This is a genomic window from Streptomyces sp. BBFR25, from assembly GCF_044590125.1.
Classification (GTDB): domain Bacteria; phylum Actinomycetota; class Actinomycetes; order Streptomycetales; family Streptomycetaceae; genus Streptomyces; species Streptomyces canus_D.
In genome coordinates this window covers 5,790,602-5,814,884 of the sequence record NZ_CP172447.1, presented here as the reverse complement: position 1 = coordinate 5,814,884, position 24,283 = coordinate 5,790,602, and the positions used below count along the sequence as shown (strand labels likewise).

Annotated in this window: 21 protein-coding genes; 12 read left to right on the top strand and 9 right to left on the bottom strand. The window is 72.7% G+C overall.

Annotation, left to right across the window (positions count from 1 at the left end; all coding sequences use genetic code 11):
• The first annotated feature begins 35 nt into the window (after positions 1 to 35).
• On the top strand, positions 36 to 767 hold the full coding sequence (locus ACGH52_RS26700) for a PepSY domain-containing protein (protein ID WP_399942964.1): 732 nt from the start codon (positions 36 to 38) through the stop codon (positions 765 to 767).
• Here the strand turns inward: ACGH52_RS26700 and ACGH52_RS26695 are convergent.
• From ACGH52_RS26695 to ACGH52_RS26685, 3 genes are all read right to left on the bottom strand, one after another.
• Positions 685 to 1,995 (bottom strand): MFS transporter, encoded by a 1,311-nt coding sequence (locus ACGH52_RS26695; RefSeq protein WP_399942962.1) that lies wholly within the window; start codon positions 1,993 to 1,995, stop codon positions 685 to 687. The genes ACGH52_RS26700 and ACGH52_RS26695 overlap by 83 nt on opposite strands.
• 247 nt (positions 1,996 to 2,242) lie before the next feature.
• On the bottom strand, positions 2,243 to 3,199 hold the full coding sequence (gene meaB / locus ACGH52_RS26690) for a methylmalonyl Co-A mutase-associated GTPase MeaB (RefSeq protein WP_059301488.1): 957 nt from the start codon (positions 3,197 to 3,199) through the stop codon (positions 2,243 to 2,245).
• Positions 3,200 to 3,245: 46 nt separating this feature from the next.
• Complete coding sequence (locus tag ACGH52_RS26685) at positions 3,246 to 4,451, bottom strand: acetyl-CoA C-acetyltransferase (protein WP_121702463.1); 1,206 nt, start codon at positions 4,449 to 4,451, stop codon at positions 3,246 to 3,248.
• 148 nt (positions 4,452 to 4,599) lie between these two features.
• Here ACGH52_RS26685 and mce point away from each other — a divergent pair, with 148 nt between their 5' ends.
• From mce to ACGH52_RS26650, 7 genes are all read left to right on the top strand, one after another.
• Entirely contained in the window at positions 4,600 to 5,040 is a 441-nt protein-coding gene (gene mce / locus ACGH52_RS26680; protein WP_121702462.1) for a methylmalonyl-CoA epimerase, read from the top strand.
• Positions 5,041 to 5,274: 234 nt separating this feature from the next.
• Positions 5,275 to 9,255, top strand: coding sequence for a polarized growth protein Scy (scy, locus tag ACGH52_RS26675; protein WP_399942957.1), 3,981 nt, complete (start codon positions 5,275 to 5,277; stop codon positions 9,253 to 9,255).
• A 207-nt stretch (positions 9,256 to 9,462) separates the two neighbouring features.
• Positions 9,463 to 10,395 (top strand): hypothetical protein, encoded by a 933-nt coding sequence (locus ACGH52_RS26670; protein WP_059301484.1) that lies wholly within the window; start codon positions 9,463 to 9,465, stop codon positions 10,393 to 10,395.
• A gap of 110 nt (positions 10,396 to 10,505) precedes the next feature.
• A complete protein-coding gene (locus ACGH52_RS26665; RefSeq protein WP_193777659.1) occupies positions 10,506 to 11,498 on the top strand; it encodes an ABC transporter ATP-binding protein in 993 nt (330 codons plus the stop codon).
• A gap of 2 nt (positions 11,499 to 11,500) precedes the next feature.
• Positions 11,501 to 12,271, top strand: coding sequence for an ABC transporter permease (locus ACGH52_RS26660; protein ID WP_193777658.1), 771 nt, complete (start codon positions 11,501 to 11,503; stop codon positions 12,269 to 12,271).
• 131 nt (positions 12,272 to 12,402) lie between these two features.
• Positions 12,403 to 13,662 (top strand): ABC transporter ATP-binding protein, encoded by a 1,260-nt coding sequence (locus tag ACGH52_RS26655; protein ID WP_059301481.1) that lies wholly within the window; start codon positions 12,403 to 12,405, stop codon positions 13,660 to 13,662.
• Positions 13,659 to 14,528: an ABC transporter permease gene (locus ACGH52_RS26650; protein WP_361467738.1), complete on the top strand. Its 870-nt coding sequence runs from the start codon at positions 13,659 to 13,661 to the stop codon at positions 14,526 to 14,528. Before ACGH52_RS26655 ends, ACGH52_RS26650 begins: the two co-directional genes overlap by 4 nt.
• Positions 14,529 to 14,534: 6 nt before the next feature.
• Here the strand turns inward: ACGH52_RS26650 and ACGH52_RS26645 are convergent, their stop codons facing one another.
• Positions 14,535 to 14,867: an ATP/GTP-binding protein gene (locus ACGH52_RS26645; RefSeq protein WP_399942952.1), complete on the bottom strand. Its 333-nt coding sequence runs from the start codon at positions 14,865 to 14,867 to the stop codon at positions 14,535 to 14,537.
• A gap of 255 nt (positions 14,868 to 15,122) precedes the next feature.
• Here ACGH52_RS26645 and ACGH52_RS26640 point away from each other — a divergent pair, with 255 nt between their 5' ends.
• On the top strand, positions 15,123 to 16,151 hold the full coding sequence (locus tag ACGH52_RS26640; protein WP_076976363.1) for an LLM class flavin-dependent oxidoreductase: 1,029 nt from the start codon (positions 15,123 to 15,125) through the stop codon (positions 16,149 to 16,151).
• An 82-nt stretch (positions 16,152 to 16,233) separates the two neighbouring features.
• On the opposite strand, the gene ACGH52_RS26635 is transcribed toward ACGH52_RS26640, so the two are convergent.
• A complete protein-coding gene (locus tag ACGH52_RS26635; protein WP_003973607.1) occupies positions 16,234 to 16,626 on the bottom strand; it encodes an SCO5389 family protein in 393 nt (130 codons plus the stop codon).
• Positions 16,627 to 16,905: 279 nt separating this feature from the next.
• On the opposite strand from ACGH52_RS26635, the gene nucS reads away from it, so the two are divergent.
• Positions 16,906 to 17,577 (top strand): endonuclease NucS, encoded by a 672-nt coding sequence (nucS, locus tag ACGH52_RS26630; RefSeq protein WP_059301477.1) that lies wholly within the window; start codon positions 16,906 to 16,908, stop codon positions 17,575 to 17,577.
• An 82-nt stretch (positions 17,578 to 17,659) separates the two neighbouring features.
• Here nucS and ACGH52_RS26625 read toward each other — a convergent pair whose 3' ends face one another.
• From ACGH52_RS26625 to ACGH52_RS26610, 4 genes are all read right to left on the bottom strand, one after another.
• Positions 17,660 to 20,263, bottom strand: coding sequence for an ATP-binding protein (locus ACGH52_RS26625; RefSeq protein ID WP_399942947.1), 2,604 nt, complete (start codon positions 20,261 to 20,263; stop codon positions 17,660 to 17,662).
• 233 nt (positions 20,264 to 20,496) lie between these two features.
• Positions 20,497 to 20,820, bottom strand: coding sequence for an STAS domain-containing protein (locus ACGH52_RS26620; protein ID WP_030187305.1), 324 nt, complete (start codon positions 20,818 to 20,820; stop codon positions 20,497 to 20,499).
• Positions 20,821 to 21,009: 189 nt separating this feature from the next.
• Positions 21,010 to 21,858 carry a 3-hydroxyacyl-CoA dehydrogenase family protein gene (locus tag ACGH52_RS26615; protein ID WP_059301475.1) on the bottom strand — a complete coding sequence of 283 codons (849 nt, stop codon included), beginning with the start codon at positions 21,856 to 21,858 and terminating at the stop codon, positions 21,010 to 21,012.
• A 136-nt stretch (positions 21,859 to 21,994) separates the two neighbouring features.
• Positions 21,995 to 22,636, bottom strand: a complete 642-nt coding sequence (locus ACGH52_RS26610) for a TetR/AcrR family transcriptional regulator (RefSeq protein WP_059301474.1) — start codon at positions 22,634 to 22,636, stop codon at positions 21,995 to 21,997.
• Between the two features lie 80 nt (positions 22,637 to 22,716).
• Between ACGH52_RS26610 and ACGH52_RS26605 the strand changes: the two genes are divergently transcribed.
• Complete coding sequence (locus ACGH52_RS26605) at positions 22,717 to 23,499, top strand: ABC transporter ATP-binding protein (protein ID WP_059301473.1); 783 nt, start codon at positions 22,717 to 22,719, stop codon at positions 23,497 to 23,499.
• Between the two features lie 33 nt (positions 23,500 to 23,532).
• Complete coding sequence (locus ACGH52_RS26600; RefSeq protein WP_059301472.1) at positions 23,533 to 24,282, top strand: ABC transporter permease; 750 nt, start codon at positions 23,533 to 23,535, stop codon at positions 24,280 to 24,282.
• Position 24,283 lies beyond the last annotated feature (1 nt).

Here is a 24,283-nt window from a genome sequence, read left to right as displayed (position 1 = left end):
AACCGCCGGACTCTGGACGCTTGGAGGAAAACCGCATGAAGCGCAACATCGTGATCGCCGCCGTCACCGCCGCCGCACTGGTCGGGGGCGGTACGGCGACGGCTCTGGCGACGACGGGGGACGACGACCGGGGCACGGCGCCCCGCGCGGACGTGAGCGTGTCGGACGACGGCGGCGTACGGGACGAGGCCGACGACCGCGACGACGACCGGCGCGACGACGACGGCGCCGCCTCCTCGAAGGTGACGGCGGCCGACGCCGTCGCCTCCGCGCTGGCCGACACCCCGGGCACCGCCGTCTCCGCCGAACTGGACGACGAGGACGACGACGGGGACGACTCCGACGACGGGGACGACCGCCGGGAGCGCGCGGCCTGGGAGGTCGACGTCCTCTCCGGCGACGGCACCTGGCACAGCGTCCGGGTCGACCCGGCCACCGGCAAGGTGCTGGGCTCGGAGCGGGACGACGACGAGGACGACACCGCCGAGGTGCGCGCGGCCCTCAAGGGTGCCTCCGTCGACGCCGCCGAGGCGGCGAAGGCGGCGACAGGACACGGCACCGTCACCTCCGTCGAGCTGGACGAGGACGGCTACCGCGGCGACGGCAAGCCCGCCTGGGAGGTCGAGACGCACGCCTCCGGCAAGGGCGAGCAGGACTGGCGGGTCGACCCGAAGACCGGCAAGGTCACCGCCGACCGCTCGGACGACTCGGACGGCTCTCAGGACGCGGACGACTCGGGCGACTCGCACGACTCGGACGACGACTGATCAGTCCCGCCCGCCGGACAGCACCACCGCTGCGGTACCCCGGCACCAGTGCCGCCGCCGCGGCGACCGCGCCGGCGACCGCGAAGCACACCGGCAGCGGCAGCCGTTCCACGAGCACGCCCACCGCGGCGGCGCCGGCCGACATCCCGGCGTTCACGGCGGTGTTGCACCAGGCGCCCGCCCGGACCCGGAATCCGGGCGCCACGCTCTCGTCGGCGATCAGGTACGCCGTGGTCAGCGCCGGGGCCACGAACAGGCCCGCGCACATGACGGCCAGGACCAGCGTGCCGAGTCCGGGCGCGAGGCCCGCGGCGGCGAGGCAGAGACCGACACCGGCCGCGAAGAACGGGAGCCGCGCCCGGGTGGGCGAGGTCCAGGCGACGGCGCCGTTGGCGAGACCGCCGACCGCACTGCCCAACGACAGCGCCGCGAGCACCCAGGCGACCGCGCCGTCCCCGAGGCCGCGCTCCCCCGCGAAGGCCACGACGAGGAGGTCGACGGCGCTCACCGAGACGCCGACGGCCGCCGCGACGACGACGGGCTGCAGCAGGGCCCGGCCCTGTCCGGGGCCGCCCGGCCCGGGTGCGGGGCCGTCGCTCTTCTCCCGCCCCGCCGGACGCAGCGCCGCGGTCGCCGGTGAGGTGACGAAGGCGAGGGTGCCGACCGCCACCAGCACCGCGCTGAGCACGACGCCGACCACCGGCGAGGCGACGGCGACGATGCCGCCGACCAGGAGCGGGCCGGAGACGAAGAGCAGTTCCTCGGCGACGCCGTCCACACTGTAGGCCCGCTGCAACAGCCGCGGGTCCGGGAGCAGTTCGGCCCACACCGCGCGCATCGTGGGGCCGAGCGGGGGCGTGCAGGCGCCCGCGAGCGCGGCGGTCACCGCGAGGACGGCCTCGGAGGTGCCCGGACGCCCGCAGACCGCCGCCAGCGCGCAGAGCAGGACGGCGTAGAGCAGGGCCATGGGCAGCAGGGCCCGGCGCGGACCGTGCCGGTCGACGAGGGAAGCGCGGTAGGGGGACAGGAAGACGCTCGTGGCGCCGAAGACCGCCATGACCATCCCGGCCACGGCGTACGACCCGGTGGACCGGGTCAGGGAGAGCATCAGGGCGAGGGAGACCGTGCCGTACGACAGCCGACCGACGAGGGCGGCCGCGAAGGTTCGGCGGGCATGGGGGACGCGGAGCACGGCGGCATAAGAGGGCCGCGAAGATGGCGTGGACACGGGAAAGTTCCTCAAGGGGAGGCAACGAGGGGACGCCGATGCGCGCGACGGCCGGATACGGCGGTCGCGCGCGGGGCGGGCCCTAGGCCAAGAGGAGGAACATGCAGGGCAGTTTAGCCCCTCCGGCGCTTGAGGACGAGGCCGTTCAGGCCGAAAGCGGGGTCTGGGGGCGCAGCCCCCAGGGACGGGAACGGGAAGGGGCGGCGGGGGCGAAAGAAACCCCGCGCCGTCAAGCCCCCCGCGCCGCTCAGCCCTGCGTCAGCCCCGCGACCAACTCGTCCGCAGCCCGGTACGGATCCAGCTCCCCCGCCACGATCCGCTCCGCCAGCGCGCCCAGCCGCCGGTCCCCGTGCAGGTCACCGATGCGCTCGCGCAGCGTGGTGACGGCGATCGTCTCGACCTCGCGGGCGGCCCGGGCACGGCGCCGTTCGGCGAGGACGTCCCGTTCCTCCATCCACGCCCGGTGCTTCTCCAGCGCCTCGACGACCTCGTCGACTCCCTCGCCGCGCGCGGCGACCGTCTTGACGATGGGCGGGCGCCAGTCACCGGCGGCGCGGGCCTCGCCGAGGCCCAGCATGTGGTTCAGTTCGCGGGCGGTCGCGTCGGCGCCGTCGCGGTCGGCCTTGTTGACGACGTAGACGTCGCCGATCTCCAGGATTCCGGCCTTGGCCGCCTGGATGCCGTCGCCCATGCCGGGGGCGAGCAGGACGACGGAGGTGTCGGCCTGGGAGGCGATCTCGACCTCCGACTGGCCGACGCCCACCGTCTCGACCAGGACCACCTCGCAGCCGGCCGCGTCCAGCACGCGGATGGCCTGCGGCGCTGCCCAGGCCAGGCCGCCGAGGTGGCCGCGGGTCGCCATCGAGCGGATGTAGACGCCGGGGTCGGAGGCGTGCTCCGACATCCGCACCCGGTCACCGAGCAGGGCGCCGCCGGAGAAGGGGGAGGACGGGTCGACGGCGAGCACGCCGACCCGCTTGCCCTGCTTGCGGTACGCCGTCACCAGCGCCGAGGTGGAGGTCGACTTGCCGACGCCCGGGGAGCCGGTCAGGCCGACCACGTAGGCGTTGCCCGTGAGCGGCGCGAGCGCCTCCATGACCTCCCTGAGCTGCGGGGACGCCCCTTCCACCAGGGAGATCAGCCGGGCCACGGCCCGCGGCCGGCCTTCTCGGGCCTGGGCCACCAGTGAGGAGACGTCCTGCATCACAGCTCCGTTCAGCTCCGTTCGGAATGTCGTGGCTCCGGGGGTGTCAGGCCCCGGGCACCCGCACGATCAGCGCGTCGCCCTGACCGCCGCCGCCGCACAGCGCCGCCGCGCCGACGCCGCCGCCGCGCCGCTTCAGTTCCAGGGCGAGGTGCAGCACCAGCCGGGCGCCGGACATGCCGATCGGGTGCCCCAGGGCGATGGCACCACCGTTGACGTTCACCTTTTCGGTGGACACGCCGAGGTCCTTCATTGACTGGACGGCGACGGCCGCGAACGCCTCGTTGATCTCGATGAGGTCCAGGTCGCCGACCTCCAGGCCCTCCTTCTTCAGGGCGTGCCGGATGGCGTTCGACGGCTGCGACTGCAAAGAGTTGTCCGGGCCCGCGACATTGCCGTGGGCGCCGATCTCGGCGATCCACTCCAGGCCCAGCTCCTCGGCCTTGGCCCGGCTCATGACGACCACGGCCGCCGCGCCGTCGGAGATCTGCGAGGAGGAGCCCGCGGTGATGGTGCCGTCCTTGGCGAAGGCCGGACGCAGCTTGCCGAGCGACTCGGCGGTGGTGTCGCCGCGGATGCCCTCGTCCTTGCCGAACAGCACCGGGTCGCCCTTGCGCTGCGGGATCTCGACCGGGGTGATCTCGGCGTCGAAGACGCCGTTCTTCTGGGCGGCGGCGGCACGCTGGTGGGACAGGGCGGCGATCTCGTCCTGGGCGGCGCGCTCGATGCCGAGCCGGGTGTTGTGCTTCTCCGTGGACTCGCCCATGGCGACGTTCTCGAAGGAGTCGGTCAGGCCGTCGTAGGCCATGGCGTCGATCATCTGGACCGCACCGTACTTGTAGCCCTCGCGGGACTTCGGCAGCAGGTGCGGGGCGTTGGTCATGGACTCCTGGCCGCCGGCGACGATCACGTCGAATTCACCCGCGCGAATGAGCTGGTCGGCGAGTGCGATGGCGTCCAGGCCGGAGAGGCAGACCTTGTTGATCGTGAGCGCCGGGACGCTCATGGGGATGCCGGCCTTGACGGCGGCCTGGCGGGCGGGGATCTGCCCGGCACCGGCCTGGAGCACCTGCCCCATGATCACGTACTGGACCTGGTCGCCGCCGATCCCCGCGCGGTCGAGCGCGGCCTTGATCGCGAAACCGCCGAGGTCGGCCCCGGAGAAGGACTTCAGGGAGCCGAGCAGCCGCCCCATCGGGGTGCGCGCACCCGCGACGATGACGGAAGTCGTGCCGTTCGATGCAGAAGACATGGCTGCGATCCCCTTTTCCGGCCCGCACAGGCCGAGGAGTGAACGAGGGTTTACTCGAATGTACTGAGCGGTATGCCGCCCGTCACCGGGCTGTCGGTGTGATCGCGCGCACGTTGCGTAACCACCTCCGGAGCGCTGCACTGAGACCATGCTGACGCGAATCGACCACATCGGAATCGCCTGCCACGATCTCGACGCGACCGTCGAGTTCTACCGTGCCACCTACGGCTTCGAGGTGTTCCACACCGAGGTCAACGAGGAGCAGGGCGTGCGCGAGGCCATGCTCAAGATCAACGATACGTCGGACGGGGGCGCCTCGTACCTCCAGCTCCTGGAGCCCACCCGCGAGGACTCCGCGGTCGGCAAGTGGCTCGCGAAGAACGGCGAGGGCGTCCACCACATCGCGTTCGGTACGGCGGACGTGGACGCGGACGCCGCGGACGTCCGGGGCAAGGGCGTACGCGTGCTGTACGACGAGCCCCGGCGCGGTTCCATGGGGTCGCGGATCACCTTCCTGCACCCCAAGGACTGCCATGGCGTACTGACAGAACTGGTCACATCGGCGGCCGTTGAGTCACCTGAGCACTGACCCTCGTACATAGGGGCCGGTAGGGTTGGGTGCGGTCGCCGCTCAGTCCAGGGTGACCCGGTCCTGTCATCGTGCGACGACGGGACCGCCGGGGTCGTGTTTCGGGGGGTCGGCGACGGGGCAGCAGCACACGCTCCGCCGTTGATCTGACACCATTCCCCGGGGGCCCCGTCCGGCGGACGGACGGAGCCCGTTCGGGAAGATTTGCGACCAGGGGACGGATGGGACCGCGCAGTGCGGGGCTACGAGAGCCAGGAGCGAGAGCCGGCGGCTGACGTCGACCACCTCTCTCGGTTCGAGGCCGAGATGAAGCGGCTGAAGACCGAGCGGGAAAAGGCGATCCAGCACGCCGAGGACCTCGGCTACCAGGTCGAGGTGCTGCGCGCCAAGCTGCACGAGGCGCGGCGCACCATCATGTCCCGGCCCGCCTTCGACGGCGGCGACATCGGGTACCAGGCCGAGCAGTTGCTGCGCAACGCGCAGACGCAGGCAGACCAGCTGCGCGCCGACGCGGAGCGGGAGCTGAGCCAGGCGCGGGCGCAGACCCAGCGGATCCTCCAGGAGCACGCCGAGCAGGCCGCCCGGCTCCAGGCGGAGCTGCACCAGGAGGCGGTGACCCGCCGCCAGCAGCTCGACCAGGAGCTGGCCGAGCGCCGGCAGACCGTCGAGTCGCACGTCAACGAGAACGTGGCGTGGGCCGAGCAGCTGCGCGCCCGCACCGAGCAGCAGGCCCGGCGCCTGCTCGACGAGTCCCGTGCCGAGGCCGAGCAGGCGATGGCCGCGGCCCGCGCGGAGGCGGAGCGGCTGACCGCCGAGGCCCGGCAGCGGCTGCGCAGCGAGGCGGAGAGCGCGCGGGCCGAGGCCGAGCAGTTGCTGCGCCGGGCCCGTGCCGACGCCGAGCGGCTGCTGAACGCCGCCTCCACGCAGGCGCAGGAGGCCACCGACCACGCCGAGCGGCTGCGCAGCTCCACCGCCACCGAGTCGGAGTCCACCCGCCGCGAGGTCCAGGAGCTGAGCCGGGCCGCCGAGCAGCGCATGTCGGAGGCCGAGGAGGCGCTGCGCAAGGCGCAGGCCGAGGCCGAGAAGGTGGTCGCCGAGGCCGAGGAGGCCGCGGCCAAGGCGCTGTCGAGCGCGGAGGCCACCAACGAGCAGCGCACCCGCACCGCCAAGGAGCAGGTCGCCCGGCTGGTCGGCGAGGCCACCAAGGACGCCGAGAACACCAGGTCCGAGGCCGAGCAGGTGGTCGCGGACGCCCGTGCCGAGGCCGAGCGGATCGTCACCGAGGCCGCCGAGAAGGCCCGCACGATCACCGCCGAGGAGTCGGCCACCCAGCTGTCCAAGGCGGCCAAGACCGCCGAGGACGTGCTGAACAAGGCGTCCGAGGACGCCAAGCGCACCACGAAGGCCGCCACCGAGGAGGCCGAGCGGATCCGCACCGAGGCCGAGGCCGAGGCGGACCGGCTGCGCGCCGAGGCGCACGACATCGCCGAGGAGCTCAAGGGCGCGGCGAAGGACGACACCAAGGAGTACCGCGCCAAGACCGTCGAGCTGCAGGAGGAGGCGCGCCGGCTGCGCGGCGAGGCCGAGCAGCTGCGGGCGGACGCGGTCGCCGAGGGCGAGAAGATCCGCGCCGAGGCCCGCAAGGAGGCCGTGGCGCAGATCGAGGAGGCGGCGAAGACCGCCGAGGAGCTGCTGGCCAAGGCCAAGGCGGACGCGGACGAGCTGCGGCAGAGCGCGACGGCGGACAGCGAGAAGGTCCGTACCGAGGCCATCGAGCGGGCGACGACCCTGCGCCGGCAGGCCGAGGAGACCCTGGAGCGCACCCGCGCGGAGGCCGAGCGGCACCGCGCGGAGGCCGCCGAGCGGGTGGCGGAGCTCCAGGCGGAGGCCGAGCGGGCCGCCCGCGAGCTGCGCGAGGAGACCGAGCGCGCCGTCGAGGCCCGGCAGGCGGAGGCCGCCGAGGAGCTGACGCGGCTGCACACCGAGGCCGAGGAGCGCCGCACCGCCGCCGAGGAGGCGCTGAGCGGCGCCCGCGAGGAGGGCGAGCGGATCCGCCGCGAGGCCGCCGAGGAGAGCGAGCGGCTGCGCACCGAGGCCGCGGAGCGGATCCGTACGCTCCAGCAGCAGGCCGAGACGGAGGCCGAGCGGCTGCGCACCGAGGCCGCCGCGGACGCGTCCGCCTCCCGCGCGGAGGGCGAGGCCGTCGCCGTACGGCTGCGTTCGGAGGCCGCGGGCGAGGCGGAGCGGCTGAAGTCGGAGGCGCAGGAGAGCGCCGACCGGGTGCGGGCGGAGGCGCAGAGCGCCGCCGAGCGCATCGCGGCCGAGGCGTCGGAGGCGCTGGCCGCCGCCCAGGAGGAGGCCGCCCGGCGCCGCCGCGAGGCGGAGGAACTCCTCGGCTCGGCCCGGCAGGAGGCCGACCAGGAGCGCGAGCGGGCCCGCGAGCAGAGCGAGGAGCTGCTGGCCTCGGCGCGCAACCGCGTGGAGGAGGCGCAGGCCGAGGCGACCCGGCTGGTCGAGGAGGCCGACCGGCGCGCCACCGAGATGGTGTCGGCCGCCGAGCAGCACGCGGCGCAGGTGCGGGAGTCGGTCGCCGGGCTGCACGAGCAGGCCCAGGAGGAGATCACCGGGCTGCGCAGCGCGGCCGAGCACGCCGCGGAGCGCACCCGGCACGAGGCGCAGGAGGAGGCGGACCGGGTCCGCGCCGACGCCTACGCGGAGCGGGAGCGGGCCAGCGAGGACGCGGGACGGCTCAGGCGGGAGGCGCAGGAGGAGACCGAGGCCGCCAAGACGCTGGCCGAGCGGACCGTGTCCGAGGCCATCACCGAGGCCGACCGGATCCGCGCGGACGTCGCCGAGCACGCCCAGCGGGTGCGCACGGAGGCCTCCGACGCCATCGCCGAGGCCGAGCAGTCCGCGTCCCGCACCCGGGCGGACGCCCGCGAGGACGCCAACCGCATCCGGTCCGACGCGGCGACGCAGGCGGACACCCTGATCACCGAGGCACGTTCCGAGGCGGAGCGGCTCACCACCGAGACGGCGGCCGAGACCGACCGGATCCGGACCCGGACGCTCGCGGAGGCGGAGCGCGTCACCGCCGAGGCGGCGAGCGAGTCCGAGCGGGTCAGGACCGAGGCGGCCACCGAGGCGGAGCGGCTGCGCACCGAGACGATCGCCGAGGCCGACCGGGTCCGGGCCGAGGCGAGCGCCCGGGCCGAGCAGCTGGTCTCGGACGCCACCGGGGAGGCGGAGCGGCTGCGGGCCGAGGCCGCCGACACCGTCGGCTCCGCGCAGCAGCACGCCGAGCGGATCCGCACCGAGGCGGACCGGGTCCGCCGCGAGGCGGCCGCGGAGGCCGAGCGGGTCACCACGGCAGCCCGCGAGGAGGCCGAGCGCACCCTCGACGAGGCCCGCAAGGACGCCAACAAACGGCGCTCCGAGGCGGCCGAGCAGGTCGACACGCTCATCACGGAGACCACCGCCGAGGCCGACAAGCTGCTCACCGAGGCGCAGCAGCAGGCGCAGAAGACCACCGCGGAGGCCGAGTCGCAGGCCGACACGATGGTCGGCGCCGCCCGCACGGAGGCCGACCGGATCGTCCAGGAGGCGACGGTCGAGGGCAACACCCGGGTGGAGAAGGCCCGTACGGACGCGGACGAGCTGCTGGTCGGCGCCCGCCGGGACGCGACCGCCATAAGGGAGCGCGCGGAGGAGCTGCGCGAGCGCCTCACCTCCGAGATCGAGGAGCTGCACGAGCGGGCCCGCCGCGAGGCCGCCGAGACGATGAAGTCGGCCGGCGACCGCTGCGACGCGCTCGTCAAGGCCGCCGAGGAGCAGCTGGCCAAGGCGGAGGCGAAGGCCAAGGAGCTGGTGTCGGAGGCCAACTCCGAGGCGGGCAAGGTGCGTATCGCCGCCGTCAAGAAGGCCGAGGGGCTGCTCAAGGAGGCCGAGCAGAAGAAGGCCACCCTGGTCCGCGAGGCCGAGGAGCTGAAGGCGGAGGCGGTCCGCGAGGCCCGGCGCACGGTCGACGAGGGCAAGCGCGAGCTGGAGGTGCTGGTCCGGCGCCGCGAGGACATCAACGCGGAGATCTCCCGGGTGCAGGACGTGCTGGAGGCACTGGAGTCGTTCGAGGCACCCGGGGGCGCGAAGGACAACGGGGTGAAGGCCGGTGCGACGGTGGGCGCCCCACGTTCGGGTGGCAAGTCGTCAGACGGCTAGCATTCGGGGTGGTTTGGGTGTCTGCTGGAGATCTTTGGCCGAGTCCCGATGGGACCCCCGCCCGAGGCTTTGGCAAGCCATCCGAGGGTCAGCCACTCAAAAGAGGTGTCATTCTCCGTATCAAACGTGCATCCGCTCGATGACACACCGCATTGGCGCCTAGGATTCCCTCTATCACCTCACCCGGTCTCTTTCGACAGGAACCCCATGAGCGACACTTCCCCCTACGGCTTCGAGCTTGTGCGGCGTGGGTACGACCGCGCTCAGGTGGACGAACGTATCTCCAAGCTCGTCTCCGACCGTGACAGCGCTCTCGCCCGCATCACCGCTCTGGAAAAGCGCATCGAGGAGCTCCACCTCGAAACCCAGAACGCCCAGGCCCAGGTCAACGACGCCGAGCCGTCGTACGCCGGTCTCGGTGCCCGGGTCGAGAAGATCCTGCGGCTCGCCGAGGAAGAGGCGAAGGACCTGCGCGAGGAGGCCCGGCGCGCGGCCGAGCAGCACCGCGAGCTGGCCGAGTCGGCCGCCCAGCAGGTGCGCAACGACGCGGAGTCGTACGCCGCCGAGCGCAAGGCCAAGGCCGAGGACGAGGGCGTCCGGATCGTCGAGAAGGCCAAGAGCGACGCCTCCCAGCTGCGCTCCGAGGCGCAGAAGGACGCGCAGTCCAAGCGGGACGAGGCCGACGCCCTCTTCGAGGAGACCCGCGCCAAGGCCGCGCAGGCCGCCGCCGACTTCGAGACGAACCTCGCCAAGCGCCGCGAGCAGTCCGAGCGCGACCTGGCCTCCCGTCAGGCCAAGGCCGAGAAGCGGCTCGCGGAGATCGAGCACCGCGCGGAGCAGCTGCGCCTGGAAGCGGAGAAGCTGCGCACGGACGCCGAGCGCCGGGCCCGCCAGACCGTGGAGACGGCGCAGCGCCAGTCCGAGGACATCGTGGCCGACGCCAACGCCAAGGCCGACCGGATCCGTTCGGAGTCGGAGCGCGAGCTGGCCGCCCTCACCAACCGCCGCGACTCCATCAACGCGCAGCTCACCAACGTGCGCGAGATGCTGGCGTCCCTCACGGGCGCCGCGGTGGCCGCCGCTCCGGCGGTCGAGGACGAGTCGGTCTCCCGCGGAGTGCCGGCCCAGCAGTCCCGCTGAGGCTGTTCGGCCGACCCAGGTGTGTACGCCTGCTGAATACGTACGAACAAGGACGAGGCCTTCTGTCACTGGGGTGGCAGTGGGCCTCGTCCCGTTCTAGCGTGGGCGCCATGATCGAGCTCGAGGGGCTGACCAAGCGGTACGGCGAGAAGGTGGCGGTCAACAATCTCTCCTTCACCGTCAGACCCGGCATCATCACGGGCTTCCTCGGCCCCAACGGCGCGGGCAAGTCGACGACCATGCGGATGGTGCTGGGCCTGGACCGGCCGACCGCCGGGGACGTGCGGATCGACGGCAAGCACTACGACCAGCTCAAGGACCCGCTGACGTACATCGGCGCGCTCCTCGAGGCGAAGGCCTGGCACGGCGGGCGCAGCGCCTACAACCACCTGCTGTGCCTGGCGCAGAGCAACGGCATCCCGGCGAGCCGGGTGCGCGAGGTGCTGGACACGGTCGGTCTCTCGGCGGTCGCCAAGAAGAAGACCAAGGGCTTCTCGCTCGGCATGGGGCAGCGGCTCGGCATCGCCGGCGCGCTGCTCGGCGACCCGCGGATCCTGATGTTCGACGAGCCGGTCAACGGCCTGGACCCCGAGGGCATCCACTGGATCCGCAATCTGATGAAGACCCTGGCCTCCCAGGGCCGTACGGTCTTCGTCTCCTCCCACCTGATGAGCGAGATGGCGCTGACCGCGGACCATCTGGTGGTCATCGGCCAGGGCAGGCTGCTGGCGGACACGTCGATGGCCGAGTTCATCGCGGAGAACTCCCGCAGCTACGTCCGGATCCGCACCCCGCAGCGCGAGCAGCTGCTCGACGCGCTGCACGGTGCCGGGGTCGCGGTCGTCGAGGCGGGCGAGGGGGTCCTGGAGGTGGACGGCGACAAGTCGGAGGCCGTCGGCGAGCTGGCGGCGCGGCAGCAGATCGTGCTGCACGAGCTGAGCCCGCAGCGCGCCTCGCTGGAGGAGGCGTTCATGCAGCTGACCGCGGAGTCCGTGGAGTACCACGCGCACGACGGGCAGCCGCCCGGCGCGGTGCCGCAGCAGCAACAGCCACCGGGGCAGCCTCCGCAGCAGCCGTGGGGCAGCGACTGGAAGAGGGGTTGAGCATGGCGGCGACACAGGTCGTCCGGTCCGAGTGGACCAAGATCCGGTCGGTCGCGTCCACGGTGTGGACGCTGGGCCTCGCCGTGGTCGTCACCATCGCCCTCGGCATGCTGATCTCGGCCCTGTCGAAGAGCGAGTTCGGCGACATGAGCCGGCGGGACCAGCTCTCCTTCGACCCGACCTTCATCAGCTTCGCCGGCACCAGCCTCGGCCAGCTGGCGATGATCGTGTTCGGGGTGCTGGTCGTGGGCAACGAGTACAGCTCCGGGATGATCCGCACCTCGCTGGCCGCCGTGCCGCGGCGGGGCACCTTCCTGTCCAGCAAGATCGCGGTGGCCACCGCCCTCGCGCTGGTCGTGGCCATGGTCACCAGTTTCGCCACGTTCTTCCTGGGCCAGGCGATGCTCGGCGACCTCAAGGCGTCGATCGGCGACCCGGGCGTGCTGCGCGCGGTGTTCGGCGGCGGCCTCTACATGACCCTCATCGCGATGTTCTCGATGGGCGTCGCGGCGATGCTGCGCTCACCGATGCTGTCGCTGGGCATCCTGATGCCGTTCTTCTTCCTGATCTCCAACATCCTGGGCAACGTCCCCGCGACGGAGAAGGTCGGCCGGTTCCTGCCGGACCAGGCCGGAAGCAAGATCATGCAGGTGGTCACGCCGATCGACGACGACGTCCCGTACGGACCGTGGGGCGGCCTCGGGATCATGGCACTGTGGGTGATCGCGGCACTCGTGGGCGGATACCTGGTGCTGAAGCGGCGGGACGCCTGACCCCCGCCCGGCTTCCGGACGGCGTCGGATTTTGCCCGCGCTTGAACGGAACCGTCAGCGCCTGGATATCCTCCTAACCCTTACGGGGGCGTGTGCCCTGCTGTCCCTGAACCTTTCGATGGGTGCGGAGCATGATCGAGGCTGTCGGCCTGACCAAGCGATACGGCGACAAGACCGCTGTGTACAACCTCTCCTTCCAGGTGCGGCCCGGTGCCGTCACCGGCTTCCTGGGGCCCAACGGCTCCGGCAAGTCGACGACGATGCGCATGATCCTGGGCCTGGACAACCCCACCGCGGGGCACGTGACGATCGGCGGCCACCCGTACCGCAGGCTGCCGAACGCCGCGCGCCAAGTCGGCGCGCTCCTGGACGCCAAGGCGGTGCACGGCGGCCGGTCCGCCCGCAACCATCTGCTGAGCCTCGCCCAGCTGTCCGGCATCCCGGCCCGGCGGGTGGACGAGGTGCTCGGCGTGGTCGGCCTCCAGGACGTGGCCAAGCGGCGCTCCAAGGGCTTCTCGCTCGGCATGGGCCAGCGGCTCGGCATCGCCGCCGCGCTCCTCGGCGACCCCCAGGTGCTGCTCTTCGACGAGCCGGTCAACGGCCTCGACCCCGAGGGCATCCACTGGGTGCGCAACCTGATGAAGGCGCTCGCGGCGGAGGGCCGCACCGTCTTCGTCTCCTCGCACCTGATGAGCGAGATGGCGCTGACCGCCGACCACCTGATCGTCATCGGGCGCGGCCAGCTGCTCGCCGACATGAGCGTGACGGAGTTCATCTCGGCCAACTCCGCCGACTTCGCGCGGGTGCGCACTCCGGACACCGATCCGCAGCTGCGCGAGAAGCTGACGTCGGCGCTGACCGAGGCGGGCGGGCACGTGATGCCCGAGCAGGACGGCGCGCTGCGCGTGACCGGCCTCGCCCTCCCTCGGATCAGCGACATCGCGCACGACACCGACGTACGGCTGTGGGAGCTGTCGCCGCACCAGGCCTCGCTGGAGGAGGCGTACATGCGGATGACGCAGGGCGCCGTGGACTACCGGTCGACCGCCGACCAGAAGGCCGGGCTCCAGCAGCCCCTGCCGCCCGGCGCGCAGCCGCCGATGCCGGTGCCCGGACAGGGCCAGCCCGACTGGTACGCCCCGCCGCCGCCCCAGCAGGGCGGTCAGCCCTTCGCCGCGCCGCAGGGCGCGCCGGGTCAGGTGCCGGCGGGCCCGTACGGCGCGCCGGTGGCGCCCGGGGCGGTGCCGGGGGGCCGGCCGGCCAACCCGTACGCGGCGCAGCAGGCGCCCCAGGCCCCGCCGATGCCCCAGGCCCCCGCCGCGGCTCCGGCGCCGCCCGCGGCCGCCTCCGCGCCCGTCACCGACCCGAACAAGCCCGAGGACGCCCGATGAGCACGCCCCAGCCCCCGATGCAGCAGGCCGCGCCCGACTGGCACGCGGCGCCCGGTTCGCCGTACCCGACGTACACGTCGCCGATCCCGGTGGTGCGCACGACCCTCGCGCACGCACTGGCCTCGGAGTGGACGAAGATCAAGTCGGTGCGCTCGACGATGTGGACGCTGGGCGTGTTCGTCCTGCTGGTGCTCGGCATCGGGCTGCTGACCGGCGCGGTGGTGGCGAGCTCGGACTCCGACCTGGCCGGCGAGAGCGCGCTGAGCCTCGGCTTCTTCGGGCTGCTGCTCGGCAGCATGTGCGTGATCACGCTCGGCGTGCTGACCACCGCCTCGGAGTACGGCACGGGGATGATCCGCACGACGATGACCGCCTGCCCCAGCCGCGGCCGGGTGCTGGCGGCCAAGGGCATCGTGTTCTTCCTGGTGGCCTTCGTGGTGACGCTGGTCTCCGCGACGCTGGTCGGGCTGGCCCACGTGTCCATGCTGGAGGGCAACGGCGCCGAGAACCCGACCGGCGCGGAGTGGCTGAAGGGCACCGTCGGCGTCTCGCTCTACGTCGCGCTGCTGGGGCTGCTCTCGCTGGCCATGGGCTCGATCATCCGGCACTCGGCGGGCGCCATCACCATCATGATCGGCGTCCTGCTCGCCCCGCTGGTGATCGCGCTGTTCATGTTCTCGGAGTCGCTCAAGGACGTGCAGCAGGCGCTGTTCGAGTACTCGATCCCGAACCAGATGAGCATCTTCTACGCCAACTCGCTCTCCGAGTCCGGGCCCTCGGGCTGGGACCCGCTGTGGATCGTGCTCGGCGTGACGGCGGCCGCGTTCGCCGCCGCCTTCGCCCTGCTGGAGAAGCGGGACGTGTAGAGCGGCTCAGAACCTCGGCGCGTTACGGGACCGCTGCACCCGCGTGGTGCGGCGGTCCTTCGCGCTCCAGCAGGCCTTGTGCCAGTGCCGGCGGTCGTCGACACCCGCGTGCCCGGGCCAGGCCACCACGTGCGGGACACCGTCCGGAATGAGCTGGTCGCACCCCGGGCAGCGGTACGCCTTGCCCTGCGCGCTGGCGCCCGCCACGTGCCGTACGTTCCACTCCTCGCCCTGCCAGCTCTCCGAGGACTGCCAGCCGCCGTACCGGCCGGAGCCGTCCTCCTCGGCGCTCCGGCCGGACGAACCGGCTCCCTTGGGTCGGTTGCGACGCGGGGACACGGGACACCTCACGGAGCTATACAGGAAGCAGGGCGGCATCCAGCCTACGCGGCACGGACACGGGTACGCGTACGGCGCCGAACACCGCAAGCCCCCCGACCGGTGTTGCCCGTCCGGGCCCACGCACCGTCCCACAACGGCCGATTCTGCAGACAATCCGCAAATCCCTCCGTCCGGCCGTGTCCTCGGCACGTGTCAGGCGGTTATGCCGTGTGGGGGAGCTCCATGTCGGGGCCGAGGAAGCAGGAAAAGGCAATGCGCGTAGGAAGTTTCGTGTTGGGTGCCCAGTTCCCGGGCCAGGGCCAGGGGGAAGCGCTGCACCGCGCGGTCCGCTCGGCCGAGGTCGCCGAGGAGGCCGGGCTCGACACCGTCTGGCTGGCCGAACACCACTTCGTGCCGTACGGCACGTGTCCGTCGGCCGTGACCCTGGCCGCCCTGCTGCTGGGCCGCACCCGGCGCATCCGGGTCGGCACCGCGGTCAGTGTGCTGCCCACCGTCCACCCCGTGGCGCTCGCCGAGCAGGCCGCGCTGCTGCACGTCACGAGCGGCGGCCGCTTCTCGCTGGGCGTGGGCCGCGGCGGTCCGTGGGTGGACCTGGAGGTGTTCGGCGCGGGTCTGGAGGCGTACGAGAAGGGTTTTCCGGAGTCGCTCGACCTGTTGCTGCGCTGGCTGCGCGAACCGGCCGTCGGCGCCTCGGGGGACCGGTACCGCTTCCGCGAGGTGCCGGTCGTGCCGCGGCCGTCGGAGTCGCTCTCCGAGGAGCCGGGCCCGGAGGTCGTCGTCGCCTGCACCTCGCCGTCGAGCGTGCGGCTGGCGGCCGAGCGGGGACTGCCGATGCTCCTCGGGATGCACGTCGGCGACGAGGAGAAGGCGGAGATGGTCGCCCTGTGGAGCCGTCACGCCCGCGCGGCCGGGCGCCCGGCGGCGGAGATCCACGACGCGGGGCACGTCTCGGCCGGCGTCTGCCAGATCGCGGACCGGCGCACGGACGCGGCGGAGACCCTGCTCAAGGCGATGCCGGGCTGGCTGCGGCAGGGCCTGGGCGCCCATGTCACGGTGGACGGCCGGGCCCGGCAGATGCGCGACCCGTACGCGTACACCGAACTCCTCTGCGGGCTGCACCCGGTGGGCACGCCCCGGCTGTGCGCGGACCGGCTCGCGGCGACCGGCGAGCGGACCGGCATCTCCCGCTTCGCCCTGCTCGTCGAGGGCTCGGGAGACCTGGCGGCGACCGAGGAGAACGTACGCCGGCTCGGGGCCGAGGTACTCCCCCAGCTCCGCTGAGCCGGCGGGCGGGGAGCTTGCCGCTCCGGTACAGAACTGCACCTCCCGCGTACGGAGCGGCAAGCGGGCGCTCTAGGGGCCGTCAGCAGTCGCGCAGTTCCGGCGACTGGTTCAGCAACTGGCTGCGCACCGAGGTGAACTTGGTCAGTGTCTCGTCGACGGAGGAGTCCAACGGGAACACCGCCACCCGGTGGCAGTTCTGGAAGGCCAGCCGCACCCCGAAGTGCCGCTGCAGTGCACCGCGTATGGCGTCACTCGCGAGCGCACGCAGGAGCTGACCGCGCGCCTGCTCGTCCGGCGGGGGCGTCTGGTTGTCGGCGAACGCTCCGCCGTCGACCTTCAGCTGTGCCACCAGGGAGCTGACCATCTCCCATGCGTAGGGCAGGGAGGTCCGGACGCAGTCGACGAAGTCTGCTTCGTCGACCTCGCCTCGCTCGGCCTGTTCGAGTAGGGCCGGTGAGACGTCGAGCGACATGGGTTCTCCTCTCGCACCCCCGACCAGCAGGGGTTGCCGGACAGTTAAGGGAGTGCGCGATTCCGAACACGCTGCGTACACAGGTCGCGACCTCCCGTTCAATACCGTAAGCAACCGATCGTGACCGCACCAGGAGAATGCCCAGATGGACACCATCCCGTAGGCCCACAATCGGCCAGTGCGCAAGACGGGGCCAATGGGAGAAGTGGGACAGCGCACGCGGTGCCCGGGTCCGGGCGAATCGCGTCGGGCCGGGCGCGTCGAGTAGCGTTGCCGACCATGCGTCTCGTCATTGCCCGCTGCTCCGTCGACTACGCCGGACGGCTCACCGCCCACCTGCCCTCGGCCCCCCGGCTGATCCTGGTCAAGGCGGACGGCAGCGTCTCGATCCACGCCGACGACCGGGCCTACAAGCCCCTCAACTGGATGTCGCCGCCCTGCACCCTGAAGGAGGGCACGGGCGAGGAGGAGGGCGTCTGGACCGTCGTCAACAAGGCGGGCGAGAAGCTCATCATCACGATGGAGGAGATCCTCCACGACTCCTCGCACGAGCTGGGCGTCGATCCGGGCCTGATCAAGGACGGCGTGGAAGCACACCTCCAGGAGCTGCTCGCCGACCGCATCGACACCCTGGGCGAGGGCTACACCCTCATCCGCCGCGAGTACATGACCGCCATCGGCCCGGTCGACATCCTGTGCCGGGACGCCCAGGGCGGGACCGTCGCGGTCGAGATCAAGCGGCGCGGCGAGATCGACGGTGTGGAGCAACTCACGCGCTACCTGGAGCTGTTGAACCGCGACCCGCATCTCGCCCCGGTGCGCGGCGTCTTCGCCGCCCAGGAGATCAAGCCGCAGGCCCGCGTGCTCGCCACGGACCGCGGCATCGGCTGCCAGGTGCTGGACTACAACGCTCTGCGAGGCATCGAGGACGACAAGCTGCGGCTGTTCTGAGGGCGCGTCAGGTACGACGTGCGGGAGGGCCGGGTCCGTGCGGCGGACCCGGCCCTCCCGCGTTGTCGCCCGTCCGGTGGGGTCAGATGACCGGGCCCGGCACCGTGCCCGGTCCGCCGGTCGCCGCGCCGCTCTGCGAGGCGGTCGCGGGGGACCCGGCGACGGTGGGGGTGTTGCTGTCACCGGCGCTGGTGGACGATTCCGGGGGCGTCCCGGTCGTCTCTCCGCCCGACGGCTCGGGACTGGTGGACGGACTGGTCGTGGGGTCGGGCGGCGGCGAGCTGGACGGCGGCGGCGGCGAGCTGGAGGTGCTCGGCGGAGTACTCGGCGACTTGCTCGGCTCGTCCGGCGACCCGGGGTCGTCCGGGCTCTCCTCGTCACCGGGGTCGGTGGTGCCGCCGGTGCTGCTGGGCCCGTCCGAGGGCCGCCCCGACTCCGTCGGCGTCGGGTCGTCCGTCGTGCCCGGGGTGCCGTCCGGGCCCGAGTCGGTCGGGCCGCCGGGCGTCTCCCGGTCCTTGCCGTCGTCCGAGGGCCGGTCGGCGCCCAGGCTGCCGTCGTCGACGCCCTGGCTGGCCGACGGGTTGACGCCGACCTCGTTGGAGGGATCGCCGGGGTCGTTCTCCGACGTGGCTCCCAGGGTCACCACCGTGCCGAGCACGGCGACGAGCAGCGCGCCCGCTCCGGCGGCCACCAGGTTCCGCCGGGCGAAGCCCTTGATGCCGCCCGCGACCGTGCGGGAGGGCTCCTCCTCGGGCTCCCGGCGGGTGACGAGGGTCGGGGACTGGGGCGGCGGCTGGAGCGGCGGGAAGGGCGCGGGGACGCCCGCGGACGGCGACACCGACTCCTCGTTGCGGGTGTCGGGCACCTCCTCCCCCACCGTCGGACCGAGCCCGGCGCCGACGACGCCGAACCCGGCGACCGGCGCCGCCTTGCCGAACGCGCCCGCGCCGCTGCCCAGGCCGGGGGTGTCCCCGGTGCGGTCGGCGACCAGCGCGAGGGCGCGGCGGCCCGCCACGGCGCCGCGCTTGTCGGAGAGCGCGCCGCGCAGCCCGATGGAGGCCTCCAGCTCGGCGCGCGCCCGGTCCAGTCGGTCCTCGCACAGCGCGAGGACGCCGAGCTCGTGGTGGAAGTAGGCCTGTTCGGCGACGTCACCGGCGAGCCGGGAGGCCTCGGTGCCGGAGCGCAGCGCCCGCTGCCAGGCGCTCCAGTGCAGTCCGGCGGCGAACGCGGGCGCCGCGGTGCGGGCCAGCTGGACGGCGGGGCTCTCCGCGTCGTCCCCCGGCGGGGTCGTCGTCGGCACCAGCACGGCGAGGGCGGCCAGGACGGCGTCGGCCTCGGCGCAGACCCGCTCCGGGGTGACCGAGGGGTGCCCGGCCCACCAGGCGTAGTGCTGGGCGGCGGCCAGCGCCCGCTCCCGTACGGCGTCGGCGTATCCGGCGCTCTCCAGCTGGGTGAGCACCCCGGCGGCCAGCCGGTAGCGGGAGCCGACCGGGGAGACCAGTCCGCAGTCGGTCAGCTCGCCGAGGGCGGCGTCCGCGTGGGTGTCGCCGACCAGGGCGGGCAGGTGCGCCTGGTGCGGCACCTCGCCGCCGAGGGCGACGGCGAACTCCAGGGTGGCGCGGGCGGAGGCGCTCAGCCGGGAGGCGAGCAGCGGTGCGGGCGCGGCGGCCTCGCCGAGGGACGGCAGGGGGACGTCGTCGGCCTCGGCGGCGTCGTAGGGGGTGTCCTCGGCCGGACGGGCGTCGGCGAAGACGCCGAACTCGTCGACGGCGTCGGCACCGGCCCGCTCCCGGTCCCGGCGGCGCAGCAGGGCTCCCGCCTGGACGAAGCGCAGCGGCAGGCCCTCGGACTCGAACCAGAGGTCTCCGGCCCAGTTGGCCTCCTCCTCGGTGAGGGGGCGTCCGGCGGCGCGCTCCAGCAGCTCCACGCCGTCCGAGCGGTCCAGGCCGGTGAGGAAGACCTCCTCGACGGCCGAGTCGGCGGAGGGTGCGGCCACCTCCGGGGTCGCGCCGAGGAGGAAGGCGCACTCGGGGGTGGCGTCGAGCAGCTCGTCGAGCGCGGCGCCGCCGAACTCGAGGTCGTCCAGGACGACGACCGCGCCCACCTCGCGCAGGTGTCCGAGGAGTTCCGCCCGGTCCGGGCGGTGCAGGGGCGCGCGGTGGACGGCGTAGAAGAGGTCGTGGAGCAGGTCGTCGGCGGTGCGGTGGTGGCCGCTCAGCCGGATGACGCCGTCGGGCGCGAGGCCCGCGCAGTCCTCGGCGACGAGGTCGAGGAGGCTGGTGCGGCCGGAGCCGGCGGGGCCGGTGAGGCGGACGGAGCGGCCGCGGGCGAGCAGCCGCACCAGGCGTTCGCGTTCGTCCTCGCGGGCCAGCAGGCCCAGGACGGTGCGGACCGGTCCCGGGGGCACGGGCGGGCGCGCGGCGCGCTCCGCGTCGGCGCGTTCGGCCGCGGTGAGCTTCTCGGGCCGGGTGGGCCGCTCGGTGGGCGGGCAGACCTCTATCTCGCTGCCGTCGACGGGATTGACGGTGAGCAGGAAGTCGCCGGACACCAGCTGCACCGTGCGGGCGAGCGCGGGCGCGTGCTGTCCGAAGTCGGAGGTGAGGGGGTCCCTGTGCGGGCGCGGGCGCGGCGCCTGGTGGTCGCCGTCCTGGCCGTACTCCTCAGGGCCCCGGTTGTTCGGGTCCATTGGTTCAAGCCCCCCAAAAGCGTCGTGTGCAGGGCCCTGGCAGGGGCCACCCTCCCGGCCCTGCCGCACACCGCACTGTCGCTTCTGGTCCGGGCCCGCCGGCGGGTTTGCAAAGGCAGCGGGCAGCCAGACCCTAAACCTTCGCCCAGTATCGCCGACAGTCCGGGGTGCCGGGCCGCCCGAGAGGTCACGGTCTCGTGAGGATTGCGTGTGTCGGAGGTGTGAACCTTCACTTACACGCGGGGCAGGGTCTCCACACCGATGCCGCCCTCGATGGCGAGGATCCGGTGCAGCCGGGTGGCCACCAGCAGGCGCTGCATCTGCGGCGGCACGTCGCGCAGCACCAGTCGCCGCCCGCAGCGCCCGGCCCGCCGGTGGGCTCCCATGATCACGCCGAGTCCGGTGGCGTCCCAGGAGTCCAGTTCGGACAGGTCCAGCACCAGGTCGCCGACTCCGTCGTCGACGGCCGAGTGCAGGACCGTACGGGCGTCCGCCGCGCTGCGGACGTCGAGGCGGCCCCCGACGACCAGCTCGACGTGGTCGCCCCTGATGTGCATATGCGCTCCCCGGCGTGCGTCTTCTTCGTCGTCTTCTTCGTCTTGGCGTTGCGTTCCGTGCGTGTGGTCTCTCGGCGATATCAGGTGTTGCATCCTCTGACTGGCCGAAACGACCGGAGGTTGCCGCCTGTAAGCGAACCGATACCGAATTCACCCCGGCGTGTGACGTCTGCCGCGGCTGATGTGACCTCAGTGCTTGTAGAAGCCCTGCCCGCTCTTGCGGCCGATGTCACCGGCGTCCACCATCCGGCGCATCAGCTCCGGCGGGGCGAACTTCTCGTCCTGGGACTCGGTGTAGATGTTGCCGGTGGCGTGCAGCAGGATGTCGACGCCCGTCAGGTCGGCGGTGGCCAGCGGTCCCATGGCGTGGCCGAAGCCCAGCTTGCAGGCGAGGTCGATGTCCTCGGCGGTGGCGACGCCCGACTCGTAGAGCTTCGCGGCCTCGACGACGAGGGCGGAGATGAGCCGGGTGGTCACGAAACCGGCGACGTCGCGGTTGACGACGATGCAGGTCTTGCCGGTGGACTCGGCGAACTCGCGTGCGGTGGCGAGCGTCTCGTCGCTGGTCTTGTAGCCCCGCACCAGCTCGCACAGCTGCATCATGGGGACCGGCGAGAAGAAGTGGGTGCCGACGACCCGCTCGGGGCGCTGCGTCACGGCCGCGATCTTGGTGATCGGGATGGCGGAGGTGTTGGACGCGAGGATCGCCCCGTCCTTCACCAGCTTGTCCAGGGTACGGAAGATCTCGTGCTTGACTTCCAGTTTCTCGAAGACGGCCTCGACGACGACGTCCGCGTCGGCGGCGGCGTCCAGGTCGGTGGTCGCGGTGATGCGCCCGAGGGCGGCCTCGGCGTCGTCGGCGGTGAGCTTCCCCTTGGCGACGAACTTGTCGTAGGAGGCCCTGATGCCGTCGGTGCCGCGCCGCAGCGCCTCGTCGGTCACGTCGCGCAGGACGACGTCCCAGCCCGCCTGCGCGGAGACCTGGGCGATGCCGGATCCCATGAGACCGGCTCCGATGACGGCGAGCTTCCGTGCCACTGTGCGACTCCCCTGATACGCGCTGATTTCCGTCTCTCGGCCGGAGATTAGCGGGCGTGAGGCGCTGTGTGACCGGTTAGTAACGCGCGTCACGTCTCAAATGACGGACGTCACACCGAGGGGTGCCGCCCCGGTGTCACTCGGCGCCCCGTACGGCGTAGTTGAGGACCTTCTCGCTCAACAGGTCCTCCATCTCGTCCAGCAGCAGGAGCACCTCGCGGGAGACCTCCGAGGGCTTGCCGCCTGCGAGCATGCGCTGTCCGATGGTGGCGATGACCGTGCCGTGCAGCCAGTTGATCTGACCGGCCATCAGGGCGGAGGTCGTGTCGTCGGCCGCACCGCCGGTCTCCTCGCGCAGGGTGTGCTCCAGGTTCAGGAGCACTTCCTGGCCGATCGCCCACATCCGCGAGCGCAGGGCGGGCGAGTCCTGGATGACCTTCATGAACTTCGCGTAGCCGTCCATGAGACCGACGCGGGGCGAGACGGTCTCGACCTCCTCGCGCAGTTCGCGCAGGACGGCCCGCGCCGCCGACTCCCCGTCGCGCCGGCCCCGCACCCAGCGCGACAGCCGGTCGATCACGCCCTTGGAGCGGTCGAGGAACAGGTCCTCCTTGGCCGGGAAGTAGTTGTAGACGGTGTTGACGGAGACGTTCGCGGCGTCCGCGACCTCCGCCACCGTCACGGCCTCGAAGCCGCGCTCCAGGAACAGCCCCGTGGCGACATCCGAGATGTACTGCCGGGTCTGCCGCTTCTTCCGTTCCCTGAGTCCCTCGGCCATGCCCGCATCCTAGCTTCACTGGGGCCGATGGAAATTTGGGGCCGTTGCAAAATTTCAGTGACTCTGTTTTTCTGGGGCGCATGGCAATCATCAGTACGGCCGGACTGGCCCGTACCTTCGTGACCAAGCGCGGTCCGGTCGAGGCGGTGCGCGGCATCGACCTCACCGTCCGCGAGGGCGAGATCCTCGGCTTCCTCGGCCCCAACGGCGCCGGGAAGACCACCACCCTGCGGATGCTCACGACCCTGCTCGCCCCCACCGGCGGCGCGGCCACCGTCGCCGGGCACGACCTGGCGACCGACCCGGCCGGGGTGCGCGCGGCCTGCGGGTACGTGGCGCAGTCGGGCGGGGTGGACACCCAGATCACCGTGCGGGAGGAGCTGGTCACCCAGGGCCGCCTGTACCGGCTGACCAAGGCGCGGGCCGTGGAGCGCGCCGACGAGCTGGCCCGCGACCTGGACCTCACCGGGCTGCTCGACCGCAAGTGCGGCGCGCTGTCCGGCGGGCAGCGGCGCCGGCTCGACATCGCGATGGCGCTCACGCACCGCCCCGAGGTGCTCTTCCTGGACGAGCCGACCACCGGCCTGGACCCGGGCGCCCGCGCCGACCTGTGGGACCTGGTCCGCGGACTGCGCGACGAGCACGGCACCACGGTCTTCCTGACCACCCACTACCTCGACGAGGCCGACGCCCTCTCCGACCGCCTGGTGGTCGTGGACGGCGGCGTGGTGGTCGCCGAGGGCACCCCGGCCGCCCTGAAGCTGGAGTTCGGCGGCTCGCCCGACGCCTCCCTCCAGGACACCTTCCTCGCCGTCACCGGCCGCAGCGCCGCGCCGGCCGACGCCACCCCCGTAGCCGTCTGACACCCCGTAGCCGTCCGACCCCTGGGAACACCGATGCTGCTCCACGACACCGGCCTCGTCTACGGCCGCTATCTGCGCCAGTCGCTGCGCTCCCGCTTCGCGCTGCTGTTCGGCGTGCTGATGCCGCTGCTGTACCTGCTCTTCTTCGGCCCGCTGCTGACCGACCTGCCGCTCGGCGGGCGGGGCAGCTCCTGGCAGGTGCTGGTCCCCGGCCTGCTGCTGCAACTGGGCCTGTTCGGCGCCTCCTTCGCCGGGTTCTCGATCATCATCGAGAACGGCCAGGGGGTGGTGGAGAGGATGCGCGTGACGCCCGTCAGCCGCCTGGCGCTGCTCCTGGGACGGGTACTGCGGGACGCGACGGTCTTCGCCTTCCAGGCGGTGCTGCTGGTGCTGGCGGCCGTGGTGATGGGCCTGCGCGCGCCGCTGCCCGGCGTGCTGATCGGCTTCGCCTTCGTCGCCCTGCTCACGGTCTCGCTGGCCTCGCTGTCGTACGCGCTGGCGATGAAGGTGCGTACCCCGCAGGAGTTCGGGCCCACGATCAACGCGCTGACCATGCCGTCGATGCTGCTGTCCGGCCTGATGCTGCCGATGACCCTGGGCCCGGCGTGGCTGGACGTGCTCTCGCACCTGATGCCGTTCCGCTATCTGGTGGACGCGGTGCGGGACGCGTACGTCGGCTCCTACGCGACGGCGCACATGCTGTACGGCGTCCTCGTCGCCCTGGCCTTCACCGCGCTGGCCGTGACGGTGGGCACACGCGTGTTCCGGACCGCCGGGGCGTAAC

Bases quoted from the DNA above. Each gene is read 5' to 3' on its own strand.
- ACGH52_RS26640 (WP_076976363.1), top strand. From the start codon at position 15,123: ATGCGCGTAGGAAGTTTCGTGTTGGGTGCCCAGTTCCCGGGCCAGGGC.
- ACGH52_RS26700 (WP_399942964.1), top strand. From the start codon at position 36: ATGAAGCGCAACATCGTGATCGCCGCCGTCACCGCCGCCGCACTGGTC.
- ACGH52_RS26665 (WP_193777659.1), top strand. From the start codon at position 10,506: ATGATCGAGCTCGAGGGGCTGACCAAGCGGTACGGCGAGAAGGTGGCG.
- ACGH52_RS26600 (WP_059301472.1), top strand. From the start codon at position 23,533: ATGCTGCTCCACGACACCGGCCTCGTCTACGGCCGCTATCTGCGCCAG.
- ACGH52_RS26635 (WP_003973607.1), bottom strand. From the start codon at position 16,626: ATGTCGCTCGACGTCTCACCGGCCCTACTCGAACAGGCCGAGCGAGGC.
- ACGH52_RS26605 (WP_059301473.1), top strand. From the start codon at position 22,717: ATGGCAATCATCAGTACGGCCGGACTGGCCCGTACCTTCGTGACCAAG.
- nucS (WP_059301477.1), top strand. From the start codon at position 16,906: ATGCGTCTCGTCATTGCCCGCTGCTCCGTCGACTACGCCGGACGGCTC.
- ACGH52_RS26650 (WP_361467738.1), top strand. From the start codon at position 13,659: ATGAGCACGCCCCAGCCCCCGATGCAGCAGGCCGCGCCCGACTGGCAC.
- ACGH52_RS26685 (WP_121702463.1), bottom strand. From the start codon at position 4,451: ATGTCTTCTGCATCGAACGGCACGACTTCCGTCATCGTCGCGGGTGCG.
- mce (WP_121702462.1), top strand. From the start codon at position 4,600: ATGCTGACGCGAATCGACCACATCGGAATCGCCTGCCACGATCTCGAC.
- ACGH52_RS26670 (WP_059301484.1), top strand. From the start codon at position 9,463: ATGAGCGACACTTCCCCCTACGGCTTCGAGCTTGTGCGGCGTGGGTAC.
- meaB (WP_059301488.1), bottom strand. From the start codon at position 3,199: ATGCAGGACGTCTCCTCACTGGTGGCCCAGGCCCGAGAAGGCCGGCCG.
- ACGH52_RS26655 (WP_059301481.1), top strand. From the start codon at position 12,403: ATGATCGAGGCTGTCGGCCTGACCAAGCGATACGGCGACAAGACCGCT.
- ACGH52_RS26620 (WP_030187305.1), bottom strand. From the start codon at position 20,820: ATGCACATCAGGGGCGACCACGTCGAGCTGGTCGTCGGGGGCCGCCTC.
- ACGH52_RS26610 (WP_059301474.1), bottom strand. From the start codon at position 22,636: ATGGCCGAGGGACTCAGGGAACGGAAGAAGCGGCAGACCCGGCAGTAC.
- ACGH52_RS26660 (WP_193777658.1), top strand. From the start codon at position 11,501: ATGGCGGCGACACAGGTCGTCCGGTCCGAGTGGACCAAGATCCGGTCG.
- ACGH52_RS26625 (WP_399942947.1), bottom strand. From the start codon at position 20,263: ATGGACCCGAACAACCGGGGCCCTGAGGAGTACGGCCAGGACGGCGAC.